Below are 25,070 nucleotides of genomic sequence, written 5' to 3'. Positions count from 1 at the left end.
GGCTGGCGCGACGGCCTACTCACAGGCGAAACTAACATATCAAAAATAAAAGCAAAGGGGTGCTGCCGCGGCAGCACCCCCTCTTTAGCTTTATTTAGCCCACAAGCTTTCGATTTCTTCAAGCGATTTGCCCTTCGTCTCGGGTACCAGGCGCACGGTGAAGAAGAAAGTAAACAAGGACATGGCCCCGAAAATCCAAAAGGTTATTGCCGGTCCTGCCGTATTCAACAGCGGCGGGAACGATTGGGACACGATATAGTCCGCCGCCCATAGCGCCATGGCCGCTACAGCCGTTGCAATCCCGCGAATGCGGTTCGGGAAGATCTCCGAGATGATAACCCATACCACCGGTCCGAGCGAGATGGCAAACGATGCAACATAGAGCAAAATGAAAACCAGTACCCAGGGTCCCGACGTGTGGCCCGATTGAAAGGCCGTCCCGATGACGATCAAGCAGACGGTCATGGAAGCGGAGCCGATGAGCAGCAGCGCCTTGCGCCCGACCTTATCGATAAGCCATAAAGCCAGTATGGTAAATAGGAAATTGATAAATCCGACCATAATGGTTTGAATCAGGGAGGCGTTGGTGCCGGCTCCCGTCTGCTTAAAGATTTCCGGCGCATAATACATGACCGCATTAATCCCTGTGATCTGCTGAAGGATCGCCAGACCTACCCCGGCAATCAGCGCAAGTCGCAGCCCGGGGCTCATCAGCTGTCGCAGCGTTCCGGCTTCCTGCCGGAACGATTCCTTGATGTCCAGCACCTCCTGCCTTGCAGGCTCTTCGCCGTGAATCTTCAGCAGGATCGGCAAGGCCTCTGCCGCACGCCCCTGTTTGATCAGCCATCTTGGGCTTTCCGGCACGAAGAAGAGGAGAACGAGAAACAGCAGGCCGGGTACCGCACCGACACCGAACATCCAGCGCCAAGCCGTGCTGACTGCCCATGCCTCGTCTCCTGCTCCGGCTATCCAAAGATTGATGAAATACGTAAGAAAAATACCCGTAACAATGGCAAGCTGGTTCAAAGCCACTAACCGTCCGCGATATTTGGCCGGAGCGATCTCCGCGTTATACAGCGGGCAGACGGTTGAGGTAATCCCGATACCGATACCGCCGATCATACGGGCAATAATGTATGCGGTAAACGTAGCCGGTAACGCGGAGCCTATCGAACCGATAATGAACAGCGCGGCTGCGCCGATCAAAACCTTTTTGCGCCCGAATCTGTCACTGACCATACCGGACATCGCCGCCCCGACGATACAACCTATGATGAGACTGGAAACAGCCCAGCCTACCTCCACCTGCGTTAAAGCGAACCGCTGCTCCATAAAACCGACTGCGCCCGATACGACAGCCGTATCAAATCCGAATAATAAGCCGCCTAGTGCGGCAACAATAGACACTAACGTAACAAAGATCAGACTAACCTGAGTTTGATTGCCGGCAAGCTGCCCGTCTTGCTCTTGGCGACCGTTCATCGTAAGTTCCACTTATGTCTCCCCCTTCGCCGTCATACGGATCCGAATCTTGATGTATGTTATATCTCTAAGCAGGATGCCTTGAGCTTACATAGAGCTAAGCGAGCTCATTATAACACGGTCGATTCGCGGACAGGCGAGCGATTCCCTTCATTATTGTGTGTTGTACCCGCATTAAAAAGTCATCAAGCGAAAAAATATGATTTGCGCGGGAAGGCTAGCATTTTTTTACCGCAGAAGCACAAAAAAGTCCTTGTCTCGAAGACTTGGACTTTGTATGGAAGCTATTGAATTTGAGTACGATATTCCGTAGGCGTAAGGCCGGTTACCTTCTTAAAAACCCTGCTGAAATAATTCGGATCCTTATACCCCACCTCATAACACACTTCTTTCAGACTGAGCCGGGCTTCCGCGATTAACGTTTTGGCTTTGTCGATACGCAGCCCTGTGACAAAATCGATAAACGTATCGCCGAATTGCTGCTTAAAGATTTTGCTGAAATAATGGGGATTGAGATGCACATAATCGGCCACCTCCTCGAGCGATACCTCTTCCGTATACCTCTCCGTAATATACTTTTTCGCCCGGTCCAGCACCGTTAAGGTCTGCAGCTCCCGCTCCTCCCGAATGCGCTGAAGCGCTGCGGTAACATAGGAACGATGCAGGCCGTCCGAATCCGCAGACGACTTCGAGGCTTCCCGGGCGCTCATCTCTTTCCCTTGCTTCAGCTCGTCAAAGTGGCATACCGTGCCGCCGTTCTCGCTGCAGGTGGAAGCAATGACCGCTTCGAAGTAGGATTTGCGAAAGCCCGCAGCCTCCTTTCCCTCCGAGCCGATGCCAACGAAGATGTCTATGCCGAGCTGACGGTTCGCAAAGCTGCACAGCTGCTCGCCGTATTTCTTCACATGCTCGAGCCAAGCCGTTCCGGAAAGCTCCGAACGTTTATGGAGGAACACCGTCATATGAAGGTCGATGAGTGAGCTGACAATGCAGGGCAGACCGTTCGTTTTGACGAAGCTTCGAAGGCTGTCGTAAATTTTTCGTTGATCCAAAGAACGAATGTCGGGAGGAAAAGCAACCACGAGAGCACAGCCTTCCTCCAACGGAAAATCAAGCCATTCCGACAGCAGCCGGGCATCGGCCTCTACAATTTGATCGACCATGAACATCAGAGAGAGCTCGTTCTCCATCAGCGGCTCCAGCTGAAACATTTTATCCCGAAGCTTAAGCTCGTCCATCCGTTTCCGCTTTTCTTCCTCCAGCTCCTGAACGAGCTGCTCAAGCGTGCCGACAAGCTCGTCACGTTTAGCCGGCTTCACGATGTAGCTGCTCACTCCCAGGGTCAGCGCTTCCTTGGCATAAGCAAAATAATCGTAAGCCGTAACAAGCACGAACTTGGTTTCCGGCAGCCGCTGCTTGATCTCCCGTATGGCCGCAAGCCCTTGAATACCGGGCATGTTCACATCCATCATGACGATATGCGGCCGATGCTCTTCCGCGCGCTCGATGGCGGTTCTTCCGTTCTCGGCATGAATGACTTGGAACCTGCCGGGCATTTGATTCCTGACGATCCATTCTAAGCCTTCCCTCTCGAGAGCTTCATCATCCGCGATCAACAGTCGATAGCTCATGACATTTTCCCCTCCTCTCCCTGAGGCAGCAGCAAAGTAACGGTCGTACCCTCTCCCGGCGTGCTGACGATACTCACCAGGTCATGGCGGCCGTAGAACAGCTGCAGCCGTTTAAACACGTTTCTTGTGCCGAGCCCCGTCGATTGCTTCTTGTCGGATTCCCCTTCCAGCCGCAGCAGAGCTTGCCGCATCTCCTCCGTCATCCCCCGCCCGTTATCCTGAATGGCAATTTGCACTCCTTCGGGAACCCGGCGGATATCCAGCCGAAGCAAGGCTCCATTCTCCATCCCTTCCAAGCCGTGAACGAACGCGTTCTCGACAAGCGGCTGCAGTGTAAGCGCCGGTACCTGTACCGATAATACGGCTTCGTCATAGGATAGCTCAAACCGGATCCGATCGCGAAAGCGCGCTTGCTGAATCGTGAAGTATTCCCGGATATGCTCAAGCTCATCCTGAAGCCGTACAGGCTGATCCAGCGTCCGAAGATTGTACCTCAGCAAATTCGACATCGACACAATCAGATCGCTCGTCCGCTCGGCGCCTTCAATCAGTGCCAGCTTGGACAGGACGTTCAGCGTATTGAACAGAAAATGGGGATTGATCTGGCTTTGCAGTGCCTGCAGCTCCAGCTCCTTCACCAGCTTATCCTTCTCCAGGCTTTGCTTGTCCTTCTCGATCAAAAGCTTCAGCTCGCTTGACATTTGACCGAAGGCGGCTGACAGCAGACCAAGCTCATCCCGGGACGGCGTATCCGACTCGCGAGACCCGTCTTCCAGGTTGCCCTTGGACATCGAGCGGACCCGCTGAACCAGCCGGGAGACCGGGACGGTAATGCTTCGGGAAATCCACAAGGCCAGAGCGATACTCATCAAGGTGTTGATGACGAGCACAGCCATAGCCAACCGGGTCATGCGGGCATTTTCGCTGCTAATTTGCCTGTAGATCGGCTCAAAAGCAGTCAGCTCCAGCTCAATAAGACTCTGACCCTCCTCCCGAATGAAGCCCGTTGTTTTCTCCGCTTCCTCGTAATGGGAGACAGCCGCCAATGCCGATCGGTTAGCCGCCGCCTCCAGCGCCTTTTGTTCCTGTTCCATCAGGGTGTCCAGCATATGAGTATAGTTCATTCGTGCAGCGGAAGGTAAAGAAGTATTTGTCTGAGTTACTAACGTCTCGCGCAGCTCGTGGAGTCGGCCATGGAGCTGCGCAATATCCGTCGGTAACCTTTCTTCCGGACCGGTCAGCAAGCTGTACAGACGGCGAAGGCTGTCCTCTGCCGTATGAGCGGTTTCGCTATAAAGAAGGATTCGGTCCATCATCAGGCCGTAGCTTCGCTGTACGAGAGTGCCGCTGGCAAACAGAAGAAATGTAACAAGATTCACCAGCAGAACCAATAAAGGAAGAAACAGCAGCAGCTTCGTCCGGATGCTCATCGGCAGATCCCTCCGGCTACCGTGATGTCCGTGTAGTGCATAGGGCCAGGGGCACGGCCTGCGAAGTAGTCATGCAGCAGCGAAACCGCCGTTTGTCCCATCTCCCGGGGCTGCTGGACAAGCGTTGCCGAAATGGTGCAGGCTTGGATCCCCTCCATGGTCTCGCGAAGATCGTCAAAGCCGAAGATCGTCATGCCGTTCGCTTGAACACGCTTGACCGCATCGAGAATGCCCACGGCGTCCAGCGTGCTGAAACCGATCATATAACCCACCCCTGGATGCTTCAGCAGCAGTTCTTCCGCTTGCCGCGACGCCTGAAGGCGGGATATGTGGGATGACCGAACCTCAACAATCGACAGCTCGGGATAACGGCCGATGACCGAACGAAATCCGTCCAGCCGTTCCCTCTGATTGCTGGCCTGAAGCTCCCCGACGAGTACGCCGATCTGTCCCCGCCCGCCGGAGGCTTCCACGACAAGACGCCCCATACGCTCACCGGCTTCCGTATGATTCGAACCTACATAAGCCAGACGTTTGCTGTCCTGTTCGTCCGTATCCACGGTAATGACAGGGATACCCTGCGCGACGGCTTGATCAATAAGCTCACGGTAGGCCGGGTCTCCCAGGCCCTGAACCAGCAAAGCATCCACCTTCGCCGCGATTGCTTTCTCAAGCAGCTTCCGCTGCTCCAACGGGTTGATTCGGAACGGTCCAGCATAGTCCAGCTCATAGGCGTGGGCTGCGGAAGCCTCTCTGGCTCCCTGCTCGACCGTACGCCAGAAGGGGTTGTCCAGCTCCTGGGAGATCAACATGATCCGCTTCGGCCGGTCGCCCGCAGGCTGTTCCTGTGTCAAGGATCCGACCCATTGATGAATTCTCAGGGTAGAGAGCAGAAACATGACCAAACCCGTGGTGAAGAGAATACTTAATGTAATAACGACGATATTCCAGTTCCGGTTCGACATCGATAACTCCTTGTAAATAGCAGCGGTCTTGGCGGGAATTCCCTGTATATTGCCTAGTATGCCCATTGGGCGGGATTCCCATTATCGAAGACGCAAGACGGACTTCCGACGCGGGTCAATCGTTTCCGAATTTGCGGATTTTGCTGCTCCGATACTTTAATGGGGTCGTACCGACCACCCGTTTAAACAATTGGATAAAATAGGAGCTGTTAGCCACCCCGATATTTCTTGCGATCTGCTCCACGGAGAGCGTAGTCGTCTCCAGCAGCCGGCACGCTTGCTTCATACGGCGTGCGGTCAAATAATCCGTAATACTGCTGCCTGTTTCCTGACGAAAAATCCGGGAAACGTAGTTCGGTGACAAGTGCGTCTCCTCCGCCAGCCGCTCGAGATTGATCTCTTCATGATAATGCTCCTCGATCCACCGCATCAGCGTCTCCGAATAACGAAGGGTCCGCCGGTCCTGCGGCTGCAGCCCGGGCTTCTCCCCCGCCGTCGGCACCGATTCGGGAAGCGTATGGATGATCTGAAGCAGCAGCATGGTAAGCTCCTCCAGATCATCTCCTTTTCCTCTCCGCTTGGCCTCATCGTATTGTTCAAAGAGGCTTTCCATCATCCCGGTCCGGTGGTTCAAATCAAACACGTGGGCTCTGTTCGAGCTTTGCCATAACGCTTCGAAGCGGGCGAGCCGGCTTGGGAAGGAGCATAGCAGCTTTTCCGCCAGCAGCGGATCCGCGTAGAAGATGGACCGCACATAAGGCCGCTCCGGGGATACCTCCGCATAAATCTGATGAAGCTGGTACGGAGAGAAAAGAAAAAACCGGCCCCGCTTAATGTCAAACGTGTGCTGATTGACGACGACCGTCCCTTTTCCCTCATGGACCAGTACGAACTCGCAGCATTGATGAAAATGATAATATCCTCGAAAATTGTGCTCCGTACGAATATCGTAGTCCCAGAATATGCTGGACGGAGCCAGCGCAACAGGTTCGAACAGCCGATTCATGCTTCCACCACATTTGGATAAGATTCAAACATTTTCTCATAGTTTATCATAACTTTTCACGGAAAAGTACGGATATAATCGTAGATAATATCACTGAAAAGGGGAAGACCTATGAAATCGATCGCAAATGGCATATGGCGGGTTCGCTTCGGCGAACCGGAAAAACACACTCCGATGCAGCTACGTGAGACTGTCATGCAAACGGAAGCGCTGGACCGGCTTGGCAGCGTGGGAGCTCCACCCTTCACCGAGCATGAGATCGGCATCAGGCTGAGCAAACGGGGCATTCATATCGAGCTCCCGCTGTCGGCGGAGGAGCATATTTACGGCTTCGGACTGCAGCTGCACCGGGTCGATCACACGGGACGAAAAAAGGTGCTGCGCGTCAACAGCGATCCGGTTGCCGATACCGGGGATACGCATGCCCCTGTACCGTTCTATGTCTCTACGGCCGGCTACGGCGTGTATGTAGACACTTCCCGTTATGCCGCCTTTTATTGCGGGACAAACCTGCGCAAAGGAGCCTCCGAGCACAAGAAGCAAGAGCAGAAAGCAATCGGCACCTCCGAGATCGAATTATACGGCTATCAGGTATCGGAAGGAAACCGTTCCGTCGTGGTCGATATCCCTTCAGCCCAAGGCATCGATGTATATTTGTTCGAAGGGCCCGACATGGCGACTGCAGTACAGAGGTACAATCTGTTCTCCGGCGGAGGCTGTCTGCCGCCCGCTTGGGGCCTCGGCATGTGGTATCGCGCCTACAGCGCGGCCAAGAAGGAGGATGTCATGCGTCTGGCCGCCACATTCCGGGAGGATCGGATGCCGGTGGATGTATTCGGCTTCGAGCCGGGCTGGCAGACGAAGGCTTATTCCTGCTCCTTCGTTTGGGATGAAGGCCGCTTCCCCGACCACGAAGCGATGCTGAACGAGCTCTACGGCATGAAATACCGGGTCAATCTGTGGGAGCACCTCTTCGTCCATCCCATCTCGCCGCTGTATCAGGAGTTAAAGCCGCATTCCGGCGATTATGAGGTGTGGGAGGGACTCGTGCCGGATCTGTCGATTCCGGAAGCCAAAGCAAGGTTTGCGGAGCATCACCGCAAGGAGTTCGTCGACAAAGGGATCGCCGGCTTCAAGCTCGATGAATGCGACAGCTCGGACTTCGTCCATTCCAACTGGTCGTTCCCGGATGTAACGGAGTTTCCTTCCGGCATGGACGGAGAGCAGATGCACAATCAGCTCGGCACGCTGTACCAGGCCGCCATTCTGGCTCCCTTCGAGCAAGCGGGCAGAAGAACGTTATCCCAGGTCCGGTCCTCCGGCGCTCTTGCTTCACCATATCCGTTCGTCCTATACAGCGATTTGTACAACCATAAGGTATTCATCCGCGGGGTCGTTAACTGCGGCTTCTCGGGTTTGCTGTGGTCGCCGGAGGTGCGTCAGGCCGAATCGCCCGAGGATTTGATCCGAAGAATTCAGACGGCCGTTTTCTCCCCAATGGCGCTGCTGAACTGCTGGAGAATCCCGAATCCGCCGTGGATGCAGGTAAACCGGGAAAAAAATGTACGCGGCGAATTTCTGAGCAATTACGAGCATATTCGCGATATTTGCCGCGCGCTGTTTGAAACTCGTATGGCTCTCATTCCTTATCTGTACACGGCCTATGCCAAATACAATCTGGAAGGAAGGCCGCCGTTCCGCGCGCTCGTTATGGATTACCCGGACGATCCGAATACGTTCGGGATCGATGATGCCTATATGATGGGCGAATCGATGCTCGTCGCTCCTATTGTGACAGGCACGACCGAGCGCACGGTGTACCTGCCGAAGGGCGGCTGGCGCTGCTTCTGGACAAACGCCGCTTATGAAGGCGGACAATCCTACACCTTCGCTCCCGGACTCGAACGGATTCCGGTATTCGTGAAGGACGGCACGCTGCTTCCTCTCGCCGAGCCTCTGCCTTATGTAGCTGATGGCGCTGTCTTCGACGTTACGCTGCACAGCTACGGGCAAGGCGTACAGGAATGCGTCCTGTATGAGGACGACGGCTGTTCCTACGCATATCGGGAAGGACAATACAATTGGGTTCGCCTCCGCGTAGATGCCGATGGCACCGTACACACGCAGCGTACCGGAAGCTACGATGGCCGGCACTATAACATCATGGGCGTGAAATAACAGACAGCGGAAAAACCCCTTATTCATCCTGAAATGGATGGCTAAGGGGTTTTGCACCTGCCGTCAGTCTAGTTAAACGTAAGCAGAAACGTTCGAATTTCGTAAGGCTTCAAGTAGAAGCTCAGCTCAGTCTCTTCGTTTTTGGGCCCTAACGGGCGCTCCATCAGATCAAGCTCCTGCCAGCTTGCGAGCGGCAGCTCACACGCAAGCCGGACCTCTCCTCGAACACCGGCATATTCATGCAGTCGAACGATAACACCTTCCTCGTCCTCCGCCTTCTTAATCACATCGATGAAAGCCTTGCCGTCCCCGCTCAGAGACAAGAAAGAGAATCGGCTTCGTCTTCCGGGCGCGCCGCAAGCAACCTGCAGCGGCTGGTTCAAATCCCAAGCGGACTGCACTGTGCCTCCTTGATACCAATCCCCTTCATGCGGCAGCAGGGAATATGTGAAGAGGTGATTGCCCTGATCCGCGTTCGGATCCGGTACCATAGCCGATTTAATCAGCGTCAGGCGCATGACATTTCCTTTGATATCATAGCCGTACTTGCAATCGTTAAGCAGGCTCACCCCGTAGTTCCGCTCCGACAAATCCGCCCACTGATGAGCGACCGATTCAAACCGGGCGTAATCCCAGCTCGTATTCCAGTGTGTCGGCCGTTTGACATTGCCGAATTGAATGTCGTAGGTGGCTTCCGGAGCATGAATGGCAACCGGGAAGGCTACCTTCAGCAGCTGACGCTGCTCGTGCCAGTCCACCTTCGTTTCGAAGTCGATTCTCCGGTCTTTCGCGTAGAAAATCATGTTTTGTCGGATAACTGATTGCCGGTAGGTCCATTCCAAAGCAATGACCGTACGAACCGGGCCTATCTCCTCGATCGTCAGTCGGTTCAGCCGCTCGACCGGCGACATTTTCTCCTGATAGAAAATATCGATATCCCATGCTTCATGGCGGCTCTTCGGCTTGTCCTCAAACACTTGAAATACGTTGCCTGCCTGGCCTTCCGCCAGCACGTCACGCCGGGATTTCTTATCATACAGCCGTACCAGCTGGCCTTTGTCGTTCCACGACAGCTCGTAATACGGCGTGATGAGCCCGTTCTCCATCTGACGAAACGGAAGCTCAGCCTCGTCGCGCTTTGTCTCGCCTGGTACAAACGTCAGAGTAGTATAGCCCATGGATGGAACCTCGGACAAATGAAGATAGGAGTTCCCATCCTTGACTTGCGCCGTAAGGCAGCGTTGGTCTGCATCCACCCATGTCCCGTGAACACCGATCGGAATACGAACCACGCCCGAGCGGTTCCAGGAAGCGCTGTTCAGCACCGTGAACCGCTGCTCCCCGTTTACCGGCACTTCTTTGGCAGCTGCCGAATTCACCTCAGCTTCCGTCGAACCGAGCCACAGCTGCTCCTGCAATCCGCAGATATCCCCGGAACCGGAGCCGTCCGTTAGGCGGGCTGTCGCATCAAGGCAGACCGACCTCCCGAGCTCGAACGCCTCGGAGTATTCCGCGCGCGAATCCTCATATACCTCCCCGATGGATGATCCCGGAATAATATCGTGAAACTGGTTGCGCAGAATGATTTGCCAGCCCTTGTCCAAGGAGCTCTTCGGATAAGCCTCCCACCGGCCGGCCTCGGAAGTCTCCAGCAGGCTGCTCAGCACACTCATCCATTCGGCCTCGCGATAAAGCAGCTCCAGCTTGCGGTTGGCCCGCTTGTTATACGCTTGGCTGGTATAGGTTCCCCTGTGCAGCTCCAGATAAAGCTCGCCGTCCCAAGTATGGACATATTGATCGGTTTCGGCGATCGCTCCCTTCAGCTGCTCGAAGTATTCGTCGGCGCGTCCCGTGATGACGCTAGGTATGCCCGGCATATGCTCCAAGCGCCGGCGCAGCTCCAGCATCTCGCGGTTGACCCCGCCTCCGCCGTCGCCGTAGCCATAGGCCAACAGAAGATTCCGGTTGATATCCTTGTCCCGGTAGCCCTCCCAAATGCCCTGAACGGATTGCGGAGTGACGCTGCCGTTATACGTATAATAGAACGCCCCCTCGCTGCCGCCGGGATCCGGAGTCGTGATGAAGTGAGTCAGCACCTCGCTTCCGTCAATCCCCCGCCACTGGAAGGTATCGTGCGGCATCCGGTTGTACTGATTCCAGCTGATCTTGGTCGTCATGAACATGTCGATACCGGATTTGCGCAGGATTTGCGGCAATGCCCAGCTGTAGCCGAACACGTCGGGCAGCCACAAATAATTGCATTCAACGCCGAATTGCTCACGGAAGAAGCGGGTTCCATACAGCAGCTGCCGAACCAGCGATTCGCCGGACGCGAGATTGCAATCGGCCTCCAGCCACATGGCTCCTCCAGCTTCCCAGCGTCCTTCGGCTACTCTCTCGCGGATCCGTTCAAACAGCTCCGGATAGTCCTCCTTCAGATACGCGTAAAGCTGAGGCTGCGTTTGTAAAAAAATATAATCCGGGTACTGCTCCATAAGGCGAAGCACCGTAGAGAAGGAACGAGCCGCTTTCTCCCGCGTATGGCGCAAACGCCACAGCCATGCGACGTCAATGTGCGTGTGCCCGATGCAGCGCACGGTTACCGGGTGATGCTTCGGCATCTCCTGCAGCTGTGTCCGAAGCAATGCGGCGGCTTCCTTCACGGAGCGATAAAATTCCTCGGAGCCGGGAGAAGACCAATCGAGCAGGAGGAACGCCCGGTCGAGCGCCGACAATAACGAGTGCCGATCCGCATGGTTATCATCCAGCAGCTCCACCGTTTCCAGCACAGCCCGGCCCGTATAGTATAAATCATCCGTTTCCTCGTCAAGCCATCCGATCACGGCACGCTTGATTTGACTCTCGATAGGAGCAGCCTTCCCATACCCGTTCAGACCGGACCACAGCCGAAACCGGAACTGGAGCGTTTGTCCGGGAGAGGACGCCGGAAGAAAAACCTCCTCATGATTGCTGTCCACTCCTTGATAAGGCTCGCCGTTCAAGAAGAGCAGCGATTCGAAGCCGCTGTTATTCCCCGACCCGGTCTGACCGAAATCAAACCGTCCAAGCACCTTTTTTCCCATCCAATCGGCAGGGATTTCACAATCGAAGGCAAGCCACATATACAAGTCGCGGCCGCTCCAGCGATCGCCGATTCTCGCTTCCGACCATTCGCCGTCCTCCGGCGGGTACACCCCATTGGCGCCGGCCGGATCCCATTGCTTGCGCATGGACTGAATCTCCCGCTCCTCCCGGTAACGAAAGGCTTCCAGCTCCCTGATTCGCGCGGCTAGCTTTTCTTTGGTCCAACGCATTCGACATTTCCCTTCCTTCCGATCCCCAAGATGTGCAAACGACAGTCCTCAGCACCCGTGCATCGGTACCGAGAACTGTCATTTTCATCGGGAATGTATGTTATTGGTTACTTCGCCAGCGTTCCCTGCAGCTTGCCTGCGTCAAAATCAGGAATCGGGGCCGCTTTCGTATCTCCTGCCGCCTTCGCCTTCTCCAGCGCAGCATTATAACGGTTGCTGAGATCCTGGGTGATTTGGTCGATATCACCGCCGGTGATGATATATTTCATAAATACGTCCGACTTCTTAGGACCTTCGAGCCGTCCTTCGGAAATAATGATCGGTGCTGCCGGGTAAATCCCGTCGAGCTTCGTAGGCAGGAAGCCTTGAATGCTCGGCACGTCAGGCACCTTCGCCTGTGCATTGACCGAAGGGATAACCGAGATACCGAAGCCCTTCTCATGATAAGGCGTTTGCACCTCATCGCTGTAGATCATCTCGATCAGCTTCCACGCCTTCTCTTTGTTAGGTGAATCCTTGCTGATCGCCAAATAACTTCCGGCAATAACTTGTACTGCGCCGTTTTGCTTGCCGTCAATGGTAGGAGGCATCGCTCCTGCCCAGCGGATGTTCGTCGGGAACTGATACTTGTAAACGCCCGGCTCACCGGAATGGTTGAAGTACATTCCGATTTTTCCCTGAGCAAACTGTGCGCGAAGCGGGTCGATATCGAGCGATTCCGAGCCCGGCAGCATGCTGCCGTCCACCTTCATCTGACGCAGCGCTTGCGCCACCTCTTTGTACATGCCGAAATCGAATTTGCCGGTCTTGAAATTGTAGCCTTCATTGCCGTCCGGCTTGCTCAAGCTGGCAATGGTGTACGCCACGCGCTCGAAGCCTGTCGGACTTTTAAAGTTACCTGCAAAGCCGTAAGCCCCGATGTCCTTCCCGGCCTCCGTGATTTTCTTTGCGGCCGCGACCATTTCCTCGAGCGTTTTCGGCGGCTCCTTAATGCCTGCCTTTTCGAACAGATCGATGTTATAGATGAGTCTCCAGAACTGTCCGATATTCGGAAGCGTATAAATCTTGCCCTCGTACGTATTTTTCTCGTCGATCAACAGGTTGGCGAACTTCTTCTTCATGTCCTCGCTCATATACCCATCGAACGGCTCCATATAGCTTTTCTTTACCCAAGTTGCCAGATTCGCCGAGTCGACGCGGAAAATATCGGGCGACTGCTTGCTCGCAAAGGAGATATCGACGGATTGGACATAGTTATCCGCCATGACCTTGAGCTCCACTTCCGTGTCCGGATACTTTTGCTCGAACTTAGCAAATACCTCTTTCAAATAGTCGACATCATGACGATCGTTCGTCCAATAGGTCAGCTTTGTCTTTTTACCGCTGTCCGCGGCGTTGGTTCCGCCCTTGCTCGGCTCCGGTGAAGAAGCGCAAGCAGCAAGCGCGCCGGCCAGAAGGACGCTGATTCCTGCTTTTACCCATGATTGTTTCATTCCATGCTCTCCCTTTTCCCTGATGAATTCAATGCACGCTTTCATTATAAACAACTCCGTCCTCCGGACAGGAAGGACAAAATAACTTTCAAGGGTAGGAGAAACGACTTTCCTGACTCCGCATGATCACGGACCCCGATAACCTCAAGTAGAGTAATGGGTCCGGAACTCGGTTGGCGTCATGCCGGTATGCCGCTTGAACAGCTCGCTGAAGTAAGGCCGGTCCTCGTAGCCGAGCGCCAGAGCGATGTCCTGCACCTGCTTTCCCTCGAGCACCATCTCCTTCGCTCTGTCCATACGCTTCCCGATGATATATTGGGCAAGCGTTTGGCCCATCTCTTTCTTGAACAGGCTGGAAAAATAGCTTGGGCTCAAATGGACGGACTGGGCGCATTCCTGCGCCGTGAGGTTGCGGTGCAGATTCAATTCGATATATTCCACAGCTTGGCCGATCAAATGTCTGGCGTCACTGTGCTGCCGCTTCGTCATGATGGAGCAGCCGAGGCCGCAAAAATCCTCAATCCGGCGCTGCATGTCGGTGAAGGAGGCAGGCTTCGATTTGATGATGTCCGCCAGCCTGGCCTCAAGCAGCAGCTTGTCCTGCTCGGTCGCCTTCTCGACAAAGATGCGCAGCATGGCGTGGGAGAGCTCGCTGCACAAGGCCCGCATCATTTCCGGCTCGGGCGGGTTATGGCTCCAGTCCTCCCAGATGTCCTGCAGCTGCTCCACCGACTTTGCCCCGTTGCCTGAGCGAAGGCAGTAAAATAAAGCTTTTTCCTTCTCCGGCGACAAATAAGGCAGCGCGGAAGCGTGGTCTGTCGTATAGCGGTATACACTGTCCCCGCCGGCATAAAAGCTGTTCGTCAGTGCGGCTAACGCCCGTTCATACGAAACGCTCACTCTCCAGGCCTCGTTTACCAAGGTGCCGAGCCCGATCGAGATGGTGTGATGCGTATACCGCGATATATTCTCACGGCACAGCTCGGCAAGCGCCTCGCAGTCCATTCCCCCTGGCGGATTCACTACCATGACGAACTGGTCGATGCTCTCCCGGAACACAATCCCTTTCGTATGCGTAGATACGGTCTCCTCCAATATGTTCTGGACCGCAAAGCGGATCAGCTCCACTTCATTGACGGGAAGCTCCTTCGTGCGCTCGGCGAATTGATCGATCTCGGCCACCATAGCGACGACCTCGTTCTCTTTCATATCGATATTCAGGAACTCCCACTGCTGACGGAGTCTCGTCTGTGTGCTTCCGTAGCGCACCAGCAGCTTCATGTACTCCTGTCTAAGGAAAGGCAGGCTTTCTCTCAGCTTCAGCTCCATGTCCGCCATCTTGGAGGACATTTCTCTTTCCCGAAGGATCTCTTCCTTGGCTGCGAGAACGGCATCCAGAACCTCCTGCTTCGTAAACGGCTTAACAATATAGTCGAAGGCCCCAAGCCTAACCGCCTCCTGGGCATAGGAGAAATCCGTATAACCGCTCATATAGATCAGCTTCATCCAGGGGAATTCCTCTTGGATCCTTTTCATCATCTCGATACCGTCCAAATACGGCATGCGGATGTCCGTTACGATAATATCGGGGCGCACCTCGCGGATCAGCCGCAAGCCCTCTTCCCCATCAAGTGCCGTAGCCGCAACCGTAATCCCGTGCGCCTCCCAATCCATCTTCGTCGTTAGGCCGCGGACCACCGTCGGAATATCGTCTATCACACAAAGCTTGATCGGCAGCGCTTGATTGCTCATCGCTCCTCCTCCTTCATAAACAGCGGAATCGTCAGCATGATTTCCGTCTCCACATTCGGCTCGCTTCGTATGGCGAGTCCAGCCCGGGCTCCGTAATATAACATCAGGCGCGTACGCACGTTGGACAGCGCATACCCTTGACGGGACGCCGGGTCCATGGTCAGGCGGTTCACCCAGTCTGCATCCATGCCGCTTCCATTATCCAGGACCCGGATGATCAGCGAGTCCTTCTCCTTGCTTATGACAATCCGAATCAGGCCCTGATGCCGGACTTCCTTCAATCCGTGCAAAATCGAATTTTCAACCAGCGGCTGCAGCAATATTTTCAATATGGGCGTATCGTGTAATTCGGGATCACATTCGATGGTGTAAACGAATAAATCCTCATAGCACTTTTGCTGAAGCGTTAAATACTGGCTTACGTGCTCTATCTCCTTGCCGAGCGTCGTGATTTCCTGGCCGCTGTTCAGTCCCAGACGGAACAATAACGATAGCGAAACCACCATTTCCTTCACATCGTCATACTCCTCCATCTCGCATTTCCAAAAGACGGTATTGAGCGTATTGTATAAAAAATGCGGATCGATTTGGGCTTGGAGCGCTTTGACCTCCGCCAGCCGCTTCTCCTTCTCCTGCTCGCGAACCTCGGTAATCAGCCCGCCGATCGTTCCCAGCATGCGGTTAAACTGATTGCCCGCTTCGCCGATCTCATCCATAAACGGACTATCGAACCGGGCGCTCAAATCGTTCTGCTCCACCCGCTTCATGACGTGCTGCAGCGTACGCAAGGGCTTCAAGAGCATATAAGAGAGATACCTGGCGAGAAATAAAGCGATCACAATACAAGCCGCCATGCTGAACCAAATAAACCATTGAATTCGTTTCATCGGCTTCAGCAGCTCTTGCTTGGACTGATAGCCCACCAGCACCCAATCCTCGGCAAAATTGGACTGCGCGTAATTGATCAGCATAGGGCCTTCCGAGGTATCGATTTCAAAATGACCCGTGGCTTGCTCGGAGAATCTTTGCTGAAGCTTCGGCTCTTGAAACCACCTCGGCTGAGAAGCCGACGAAAGGACGCTCTCCCCCGACTTCGTCAGCAGCATAAAGCTCATCGATTCGTTGGAGGAATCCTGATGCAGCAGCTGTTGAATGCGATCTTCTTTTACATTCGTTATGACATAAACATCGGACATATAATAGTCGCTTAGCGGACGCATAATCAGGCTGATCACCCGGCTTCCATCCATGAACAAAGGGTCTTGGTGTCCCGTTATCCATTGCGGCCTGGGATCCTCTTTAAGCTCGCGGTACAGCAAGGTTTGCTGGAATGGAACCTGGTACTTGCGGATTTTGGTGGTCGGATAAAAATCTCCGATCGGGGTGGACAAAAGGATAGAGTCAATCGACTGCTCCGTGATTTGTACCTGCTCGAACGGCCCCTGCATTAAGGAAAGATTCGTAAAATACCGGTCACGGCTTCTCGTCTGCACATCCCGCATCGTTTGCTTGTAGGCCTCGCTCAGCATGAGCGTCGAGGACGCTACAATGATTTGCTTCAAGCGCTCATCCAGAACCCGAACGGACTTATCCAGCAGGTCTTGGCTCAGACCGAGCGCACGCTGTTCCATGGCACGGGAGGCGTAATAATTAGACAGTAACCCCGTGACGGCAATGCAGAAGACAATGAGAAGGGTAAAAGAAACCCATATTCTACGGTTTAACGTGCTGCGGTACATCCACTGCTTCATCCTGCTATCCCCCACAAAAAGAATAAAACTCTAGCAGCCGCTAGAGTCTATCAATCTTTCTTTCCCACCCAATTATCCTTTAACGGAGCCGGCCGTCACCTGCATGAACGACTTGTTGGCGAAAACATACACAAGCAGGATCGGGAGCAAGGAAATACATGCACCCGCCAGCATCAGCTGCTGCTCGGAGGCCTCCCCCATTCCGTACCGCAGGCTTGCAAGACCAACCGTCAGCGTCTGCAGGTCCGGCTGCGTCATCGTGAACACCAGCGGCAAAATATACTCATTCCAGGCATTACGGAACGTGAACAGCGCCGTGACGCCAATGGCCGGTGTCAATAGAGGCAGGATAATACGCAAGTATACGGTATAAAAGTTGCATCCGTCAATCAAGGCGGCTTCATCCAATTCCTTAGGAATCGCCTTAAAGAAGCCGATCAGCATGAAGAAGGCCGTAGCATGGGCGCTTACAAGCAAAATCACGACGCCGAGCAGCGATTTCTGGAGATTCAGGCTGATCATCAGATCGAACTGAGGACGCAAAACGACCGCACCGATCGATACGAACAACGTGCACGATTGAAGCACGACATAGAAGCGTTTGCCGCGGAAGGGCACACGATCCACCGCATAGGCGGCCATGGAGGCAACCGCAATGGTACCTACTGTCGTCAGTGTTCCCACAAAAAAACTATTCCATGTAAATTTTGCAAAATTGGCCGATTTCCATGCCTTTACATAGTTGTCGAAGCGCCATTCCTTCGGCCAGAAGGTAGCCCCTGTCGTCAAATCCAGATTCGTCTTCAGCGAGCCCAGGATGGCCATCAATATCGGAAAGACGGTGAAGGCCAATACCGTTAAGAGAAACAGCCAAAGCACTATCGTAGACAGCAGTCGGGCAGGACGAAGTGTCCGCTTGTATGCTTTTTCTTTGCTAGCTTGCGCGATCGCATTCATTGTTGATCTCCTTTCGCTCGGATCAGTACATTTTGTTCAGCTTTCTTGACAGATAGAAGTACACCAGGGTGATCAGGCCGACAATCAGCGCTGTTGCGAAGCCTACGGCACTACCGTAGCCGAACTGCTGGGTCGTAGTGAGACTGCCTGCGGATACCGGGAAGAACAGCTTGTACAGGTATAGATACATAACCTCCGTCTTGCCGTAGGGTCCCCCTTCCGTCAGCACCATGATGCTCTCATAGCCCTTCAGCGAAACGGTAATGGCGAGCATGATGATCATCTGCATGACCGGACCCAGCATCGGGATCGTCACATGCCAGAGCTTCTGGGCTGCGTTGGCGCCGTCCAGCGAAGCAGCTTCGTACAGATCGTCAGGTATGCTTTGAAGCCCTGCGATGAACAGCAGCATGTAGTTTCCGACGGCCCCCCAAATGGCGATCATGATCGAGGTCAGCATGGCATAATCCGGACCGAGCCAATCAATGGAAGCGGAAGCCAGGCCGTATTTCACCAGAAGCTGATTCACCGTACCGTTATACGAATTAAAAATGACGTAAAAAACGATCGACATCACCGATGCGCTAATAATCGTAGGCATGAAATAAACGGCTCTTAGAAACTGTCTCCCCTTGATCGCCTTATTCAAAATGACCGCAAGGATTAAAGAAAGCGGTAGGGTGACAACAAGCTTTCCTGCCGCATAAATAAACGTGTTGCTAACCGATGACCAAAACTCGGCATCCCGCATCAGCCGCTCAAAATTTTCAAGTCCTATAAACACCGGCTGGCCATACCCCTGATAATCGTAGAACATGTATTTCAATGCCCACGTGATGGGATATACTCCGAAGATTAAGGTTAAAGCCAAGCTCGGCAAAATAAAAATCCAGGCATTCAGCTGCCGCTTTGCTGTTTGCACTTCTTCTCCCCCTGTCTGCATGTTGTGTGTGTTTATCATAAACGGAATCGCGAGCGGATCGTTATGGAGAATCCGACTAAACGAAGGGGAGAAAGCTACTTTTTTGCCGTGCGGAAAATGAGGAAGCATCTAGCCGATGACAGGGCTGTCCGCTCCGTGGTAGGATAGAGGGATCGATTTTATTCACTTTATCTTATGTATGAAGGAAGCAGGGAAGCAACGAATGAAGGCGGAACTATTTTTTAAGCATCCTGCGGGGATCGCCGCTGCGGCCATCGGCTCGACCTTGTTGTGGGGAAGCGCAATCCCGATGATCAAGGTTGGCTATGCCTTGATGGACATCGCTCCGGGAGACATGCTCAAGCAGGTGCTGTTCGCAGGCTACCGATTTACGCTGGGCGGACTGATGATCCTTTTTCTTATGGTCCTGCTCGGCCAATCCTTGGCTATCGTCCCCAAATCTATCGGGATGGTCTGCGCGATCGGCGGAGTGCAGACGTTTATGCAATACGTCGTATTTTACATCGGGTTAAGCTCGAGCACAGGCACCTTCGGCTCGATAGCGGCCGGCGCGATCTCTTTCTTTCAGCTCTTGCTGGCGCATTTTTTGTTAAAGGGCGACCGGCTGAATGCACGTAAGCTGACCGGTATGCTTCTCGGCTTTCTCGGGCTGGTGCTGCTGTCTATGAAAGGCGGGGGAGCGCTGCTGCATTTCGGCGCAGGGGAGCTGCTGCTGCTGATTGCGGCCTTCTGTGCGGCTTGCGGCAATATCCTGTCGAAGCTCGGCTCGCAGCGCTTGAGCGTTTTCTACATGAACGGATATCAAATGCTGCTCGGAGGGATTGGCCTCACTGTCGTCGGACTATTCAACGGGCACTGGATGCCGTTCGAGCTGAGTGCGGCCGGAATCGCCATTCTGGTCTACCTGGCCTTCGTATCGGCGGCCGGCTTCGTCTTGTGGAATTTGGTGCTGAAATACAATTCCGTCGGAAGCATCTCGATGTTTCTGTTTTTCATTCCGGTGTTCGGGGTGCTTTGGTCCATGCTGCTGCTGGACGAAAAACTCAGCTATACGGTTATCCTCTCGCTGGGGCTGGTCAGCACGGGCATCATTCTGATCAATCGTACACGTCAGACGGCTGCAGCGACGAAGGAGCAATAAATACAGAAAGCGGAGCCCGCATTTATGCGCAGCTCCGCTTTCGTCTATACTTCTTTGTCTATCCGTGCGCCATACTGCTCTGCGAGCAAAAACGTCTGGGCAGCCGTACCTTCCTCTCCCGGCAGGACATCCGCAACATAACCATTCCTCTCCGAAGCCCGGCTCCAGGTCAACCACTTTCCGGTTTCCCGGTGCTGCAGCCTGCAAGCGCCGCCGGAAGGCTCCGGCACGATTCTCCAATGCTGTCCGCCTTCCTCCGGCCGGTCCGTTAGGAGCACCACAGACTCCTCATCTTGTGACAGCGTTCCCAGATACTTGCCGGTGGCCCGATGCCGGATTCGAACGTATCCGCTGTCAGCCTCCTCCCGTATCCACAATTGAGATTCGTCACGGTAGGAAAGCTTCTGCAGGACGATCCGGGAATCTTCATCGGCAGGAGCGGCGTAACGCAGGGAACGGGAGCGAATCCGAAACATGCCGCTGGGTGTCCGGCTCGTTTCCGCCGTTCCTGTACTTAACTCGACCTTTAGCGTGTCAGCCCAGTGAAGCTCCATCGTTGTAGGCGTTGGAAAGTGAAGCGGCAGCAGCACATAGGAGGACGCATGGTAATCGCTAGGATCCCAGCGGTCCCCAAGGTATAGATAGGTCTCGGATTCCGTGCCTTGGACCGGTAAAATATAGGATGGCTGGGTATCCCATGCGGTCGGTCCGCCGATATCATACAGCTTCGACCATCGTCCGGTCAGGCTGTCGGCGAAGGCATACTTGGCTTGATTCGGCTCCCAGCCCGTGCAGCCCGACGTAATCATGAAGTACACGCCATCCCGTTTCAAGACGGCCGGGGCCTCGCGGTATTGTCCGGGCCAAAGTGTTCTCACGTGCTCGTCAACGGACAAATAATCGTCGCTCAAGCGATACATATGCAGATCCGCATTCTCGCGAGAAGCGGAGATGAAGTAAGCGGTACCGTCGTCATCCACGAACAGCGTACAGTCTCTCGACATATGTCCGATCGGGTTGAAGCTGCCGTGGTACACGTAATCTCCGTCCACCGTATCGCAGGTGGCAACGGCGCAGCGCGCCGCACCGTAATCCTTCCCGTTCTCCCAGTGCATCCACATGACAAACTTGCCCGTTGCCTCGTTGTACACGACCTTCGGTCTTTCCATATTGCAGCCGGTTCCCTTATCTCTATCGGTAACAAGCTCAGGAGACGTTCTGGTTTCGATGGGCCGGAACACGGAATCGACCGTCAGCACGTTGCCGCGAAATTCCCATTCCGTCATATTCTTGGACCGGTAGCAGGCTACACGGTTTCTGCCCTGCCGGTTCTCGCCGAACCAATACACATATTCGCCCATGCGAAGCATGCCGCCCCCGTGCGCATGAATCGGATTTCCGGATGTGTCTGTCCATAAGCACCCGTTCGATAACCTCATACTCTTCACCTCTTCGGCAGGATGTATAGCCTTAGTAACAGCGCAAGCTTTACTTTTTCCCTGTCGCGGCATCCACCTGCCGGATATGGTTTTGTATGGCTTCGTCCGCCGTGCGCAGGGCTGTGTTGACATCCTGTTCCCCCTGGAAGTACTTCGCCGCCGCTTCGTTCAGAAACTTCCCGGCATCCGGGTATTTGTTGGTTGCCGTATAGGCGGGAATGTACCGGCCTTTAAAAATCGCTTCCGTATGCTTTCCTTGCAGTACCGGCATATCCGCTCCAAGCTCCTTTCGGATGCTCTGCTCCTTCAGCACCGACATTTTGCCCGACGCCCGGGTCAGCTTCTTCTGGATTTCGTCCGAGGTAATCGTCTCGATGACCTTGAAGGCCGCATCCTTATGCTTGCTTTGCTTCGTGACAAACATGACATGCTGGTCGACCATTCCGGCTACTTCCGGCTGATCCGGGTGAACGGGGTACTGCGCCATATCCCAATTCAAGCCCTTAGCCGCATCGGATTGCAGCAGATTCAGGTTATTCCCCGTGGCGAACATGGCCAACGTCCTGTCTTTGATAAACTGATTCCGCTGATGGACATTAGGCACTCCTTCATTGAAGGGAATCGTATTGATTTTGTATTGGAGCTCGAGAATTCGTTTCCACTGCTCGTTATTGACATTCGAATTCCCGTCTTTCACCGCAGGCAAAGCGATCTGCAGCGCCAGCTTGCCGTGTCCGTCCGTATCCAATCCCCGGTAACGGACGCCTTGGTCTTCCCGGCTAACCCGTTTGGCAAGGGCAATCGTCTCCTCCCAGGTCATGCCGTCCTTGGGGTACTCTACGCCGAATTTATCGAAAATGTCCTTGTTATAATAAAGCACGTTAAAATTGGCATCGTAGGGCAAAGCTACGAGTCCGCTTGGATTGTATCCCCGAATTGTATCCAAGTAAACGCTGTCAAATCGGTTTGCATCCAGGTTGTGTTTTTTCATGAGCGGCGTTTGGTCCTCCACCAGATCCAAATCCTGATAATCCGGAATCAGATTCACCCAGGTAGCCACCAAATCGGGAACGGTGCCCGCAGCGATCATTTCCTTGATGTTCTCTCCCTTGAGCATTTCGATTTCGATATGAGGATACTTCTTCTTAAGCGGTTCCACGATCAGCGATTGAAAGTCTGCCTCCGTAATCTCCGACCACTTCTGCGCCATCAAGAGCTTGACCGGCTCCTCCTGCTTCTGCTGCGGATTTGCAGGACTTTGCTCGGACGGCACGTCAGAAGGTGCCCCGCCGCCGTTCGTACATCCCGCCATCCATCCGAAGCTCAGGACGGCCGTTGCTATCAATGCCGCATGATATCGAAATTTCATGATATGCCCCCTCGAATAAAAATAGTATCACTTATGAAAGCGCTTCATGAAGCCATCTTATCACTGTCCCTGAGGAGCAACAATTAAAGGACGAACACAAAAATTACAATTTTGCACTCGCTTCGCCGGAGCGATACCTAAAGGGGGTGACCCCAACATGCGAACGGAAAAACGTAGAGAAGTATGCGGGGGAGGAAAACGCCAAGGCTTCGGCAATCGCCTCAATCGAAAGCGTGGTTTCCTGCAGCAGTTTTTTTGCTTTTTCCACTTTCACCTTCATCAAATAATGCTTGGGAGAAACACCGTACACCTGCTTGAAGCACTTGGTCATGTAATTCCGATGCACGTGCAGACGCGCCGACAATTCCGACAAAAGCACCTGCTCCGTCCCGCCGGAGGTTTCCAGCACATAAGCGACCTCAGTGGCAATTTGATACCTCGATAAGGAGGTCGGCGCATTCATCGCGGTATCCGGAATCACGATCTTCTCCAGAATGAAAGCAAGAAACTGCATCATATTGGACTGGAGGATCATTTTCTGGGTAAAGGCAAGCTCCTCCTCGGAACGAAAAAGCGAGATCAGCCTCTGCATCCAGCCGTGGATTTCTCTCCTAATGTCCGGGGACTGCTGTACGCTGGCAATGGGCTTCCGCAGGGCATGGAATAAGGAATGAACCTCTCTCGGCTCGACATCAAAATGGAAATTGAAAAATCGGCTTTCCTCGTGCGTTTCCAAATAATGAAGGTCATTCGAGTTAATCAGGATGAAATCCCCCGATTCGAGCGGATATTCCACTCCGTTCACCCATTCGCTCATGCGTCCGGTTTCGCAATATAAAATTTCAAACAACGGATGCTTGTGCGTAGGATACGATGAGCCTTTCTCCGCTATTTTGTAAAGCACATTCCAAATATGAAACGAGGTGAAGAAGCCGGAGTAAAAGAAATTTTCTTTCATATCTGCTCCTTTCCGAAAAAAGAAGAGCCCGAAAGGCGATCCTTCGCCCTGAGCTCTTCTAGTTAGCCGTTGATTTGTGCAGCCTATCTCTTCTTTCTACTTTACCAGAAGAGCTCTCCGTGACCAAGCAGCCTTGAGAGGCCTTCGACGAAATAATAGTCTCCGTAAATCAGCGGTACGTCCATATTTTTCCGTTCGGGGTAATGACTCGTTCCATGCAGGATGAGTCCTTCTTCTTCGTCCGTCTCCCAAGATCCGTAATGGGCATAGAGGGAGTACAGAATTTGTTCTCCCGCTTTCCGGTACAGGCTCCGCTCTTGCCCGGACACCTGGTCTGCAAGCAGCAGCAGGCCGCAGGCCGCGCAGGCTCCCGCCGAGGAATCGCGATAGTCCGGCACTCCTTCCGGCAGCCGGAAATCCCAGTGCGGCACATGATCCTCAGGCAGGTTGGCCATAAAGAAGTGCGCCACCCGCTTCGCCGCGTTCAGGTAACGCTCATCCCCCGTATAGCGGTAGCTGAGGCTCATGCCGTATAAGGCCCAGGCGGTTCCCCGAGACCAGGCCGAGTCCGGCGCATAGCCTTGTCCGCCGTTCACGCTAAGCTTCTCGCCGGTTTCCGGATCGAAGATGACGATATGGTTGACAGAACCGTCCGGGCGGATAAAATGAGCAAGCACGGTATCCGCATGACGGACCGCAATATGTTTATATCGCGGGTCCCCCGTCACTTCCGCGGCCCAATGGAGCAGCGGCAGATTCATCATGCAATCGATGATCGCCCAGCCCTCATTGTGATCCCCTTCTCTCCACGGATTCCACGCCCGAATATAGCTGCCCTGCACGTTAAAGCGCGCAGCCAACAGATTCGCAGCCAGCAAGCCGCGGCGCTTGGAGTCTTCCTCGCCGAGCAGCTTATATCTGGCAACACTGGTCAGCGTCCACATGAAGCCGATGTCATGATCCAGCTTATAATAATCGCTGATCACCTGATCCAGCTGCCGCTCACAGGACTCCGCCAGCTGTTTGAGCGTCTCGTCCTTCGTGTCCCGGTACAGCAGCCACAGCAAGCCGGGCCAGAAGCCGGCCGTCCACCAGGAGGGCGCCTCCAGGACATATTTCCCGTTCTTGCTCGCATGCGGGAACCCGTCTCCGATCCGCTTGCTCGTCCATGCTACCTTCTTTACCGTCCGGGTCCAAGCTTCCTGAGCCCAATGTTCCGCCATTTTCATGTTTGATTCCCCCGCTTTATCGTTTTTTCATG

At 54.0% G+C, this 25,070-nt stretch carries 17 protein-coding genes; 2 read left to right on the top strand and 15 right to left on the bottom strand.

What is annotated here, in order from left to right; translation table 11 throughout:
* Positions 1-90: 90 nt before the first annotated feature.
* From RAC89_RS20185 to RAC89_RS20165, 5 genes are all read right to left on the bottom strand, one after another.
* Positions 91-1,482: a sugar porter family MFS transporter gene (locus RAC89_RS20185; RefSeq protein ID WP_306616151.1), complete on the bottom strand. Its 1,392-nt coding sequence runs from the start codon at positions 1,480-1,482 to the stop codon at positions 91-93.
* 284 nt (positions 1,483-1,766) lie between these two features.
* Positions 1,767-3,113, bottom strand: coding sequence for a response regulator (locus RAC89_RS20180; protein WP_306615486.1), 1,347 nt, complete (start codon positions 3,111-3,113; stop codon positions 1,767-1,769).
* Complete coding sequence (locus RAC89_RS20175) at positions 3,110-4,543, bottom strand: sensor histidine kinase (protein ID WP_306615485.1); 1,434 nt, start codon at positions 4,541-4,543, stop codon at positions 3,110-3,112. Before RAC89_RS20175 ends, RAC89_RS20180 begins: the two co-directional genes overlap by 4 nt.
* Positions 4,540-5,508: a substrate-binding domain-containing protein gene (locus RAC89_RS20170; protein ID WP_306615484.1), complete on the bottom strand. Its 969-nt coding sequence runs from the start codon at positions 5,506-5,508 to the stop codon at positions 4,540-4,542. Before RAC89_RS20170 ends, RAC89_RS20175 begins: the two co-directional genes overlap by 4 nt.
* 115 nt (positions 5,509-5,623) lie before the next feature.
* Positions 5,624-6,514, bottom strand: a complete 891-nt coding sequence (locus tag RAC89_RS20165) for an AraC family transcriptional regulator (RefSeq protein WP_306615483.1) — start codon at positions 6,512-6,514, stop codon at positions 5,624-5,626.
* A 111-nt stretch (positions 6,515-6,625) separates the two neighbouring features.
* Here RAC89_RS20165 and RAC89_RS20160 point away from each other — a divergent pair, with 111 nt between their 5' ends.
* Positions 6,626-8,692 (top strand): glycoside hydrolase family 31 protein, encoded by a 2,067-nt coding sequence (locus RAC89_RS20160; protein WP_306615482.1) that lies wholly within the window; start codon positions 6,626-6,628, stop codon positions 8,690-8,692.
* A gap of 68 nt (positions 8,693-8,760) precedes the next feature.
* On the opposite strand, the gene RAC89_RS20155 is transcribed toward RAC89_RS20160, so the two are convergent.
* The 6 genes from RAC89_RS20155 to RAC89_RS20130 all read right to left on the bottom strand — a co-directional run bounded on the left by RAC89_RS20155 (position 8,761) and on the right by RAC89_RS20130 (position 18,902).
* A complete protein-coding gene (locus tag RAC89_RS20155; RefSeq protein WP_306615481.1) occupies positions 8,761-12,006 on the bottom strand; it encodes an alpha-mannosidase in 3,246 nt (1,081 codons plus the stop codon).
* Between the two features lie 107 nt (positions 12,007-12,113).
* Complete coding sequence (locus tag RAC89_RS20150; protein WP_306615480.1) at positions 12,114-13,499, bottom strand: ABC transporter substrate-binding protein; 1,386 nt, start codon at positions 13,497-13,499, stop codon at positions 12,114-12,116.
* A 144-nt stretch (positions 13,500-13,643) separates the two neighbouring features.
* Entirely contained in the window at positions 13,644-15,251 is a 1,608-nt protein-coding gene (locus RAC89_RS20145) for a response regulator (RefSeq protein WP_306615479.1), read from the bottom strand.
* Positions 15,248-17,002 (bottom strand): sensor histidine kinase, encoded by a 1,755-nt coding sequence (locus RAC89_RS20140; protein WP_306615478.1) that lies wholly within the window; start codon positions 17,000-17,002, stop codon positions 15,248-15,250. The genes RAC89_RS20145 and RAC89_RS20140 overlap by 4 nt, the downstream gene beginning before the upstream one ends.
* Positions 17,003-17,074: 72 nt before the next feature.
* Positions 17,075-17,959 carry a carbohydrate ABC transporter permease gene (locus tag RAC89_RS20135; protein WP_306615477.1) on the bottom strand — a complete coding sequence of 295 codons (885 nt, stop codon included), beginning with the start codon at positions 17,957-17,959 and terminating at the stop codon, positions 17,075-17,077.
* A 22-nt stretch (positions 17,960-17,981) separates the two neighbouring features.
* The gene (locus tag RAC89_RS20130; protein ID WP_284644835.1) at positions 17,982-18,902 is read right to left on the bottom strand and encodes a carbohydrate ABC transporter permease; all 921 of its coding nucleotides are present in this window, start codon (positions 18,900-18,902) and stop codon (positions 17,982-17,984) included.
* 178 nt (positions 18,903-19,080) lie between these two features.
* Here RAC89_RS20130 and RAC89_RS20125 point away from each other — a divergent pair, with 178 nt between their 5' ends.
* Positions 19,081-20,043, top strand: coding sequence for a DMT family transporter (locus tag RAC89_RS20125; RefSeq protein WP_306615476.1), 963 nt, complete (start codon positions 19,081-19,083; stop codon positions 20,041-20,043).
* Positions 20,044-20,087: 44 nt separating this feature from the next.
* On the opposite strand, the gene RAC89_RS20120 is transcribed toward RAC89_RS20125, so the two are convergent.
* The 4 genes from RAC89_RS20120 to RAC89_RS20105 all read right to left on the bottom strand — a co-directional run bounded on the left by RAC89_RS20120 (position 20,088) and on the right by RAC89_RS20105 (position 25,038).
* The gene (locus RAC89_RS20120; protein WP_306615475.1) at positions 20,088-21,482 is read right to left on the bottom strand and encodes a family 43 glycosylhydrolase; all 1,395 of its coding nucleotides are present in this window, start codon (positions 21,480-21,482) and stop codon (positions 20,088-20,090) included.
* Positions 21,483-21,531: 49 nt separating this feature from the next.
* Complete coding sequence (locus RAC89_RS20115; RefSeq protein WP_306615474.1) at positions 21,532-22,851, bottom strand: ABC transporter substrate-binding protein; 1,320 nt, start codon at positions 22,849-22,851, stop codon at positions 21,532-21,534.
* Between the two features lie 103 nt (positions 22,852-22,954).
* A complete protein-coding gene (locus RAC89_RS20110) occupies positions 22,955-23,809 on the bottom strand; it encodes a helix-turn-helix domain-containing protein (protein ID WP_306615473.1) in 855 nt (284 codons plus the stop codon).
* A gap of 101 nt (positions 23,810-23,910) precedes the next feature.
* Positions 23,911-25,038 (bottom strand): glycoside hydrolase family 88 protein, encoded by a 1,128-nt coding sequence (locus RAC89_RS20105; protein ID WP_373429972.1) that lies wholly within the window; start codon positions 25,036-25,038, stop codon positions 23,911-23,913.
* Positions 25,039-25,070 lie beyond the last annotated feature (32 nt).

This window comes from Paenibacillus sp. GD4, from assembly GCF_030846225.1.
Lineage (GTDB): Bacteria > Bacillota > Bacilli > Paenibacillales > NBRC-103111 > Paenibacillus_G > Paenibacillus_G silviterrae.
Note: the sequence above shows the minus strand (reverse complement) of the source record. Positions and strands in the feature narration are given on the sequence as shown.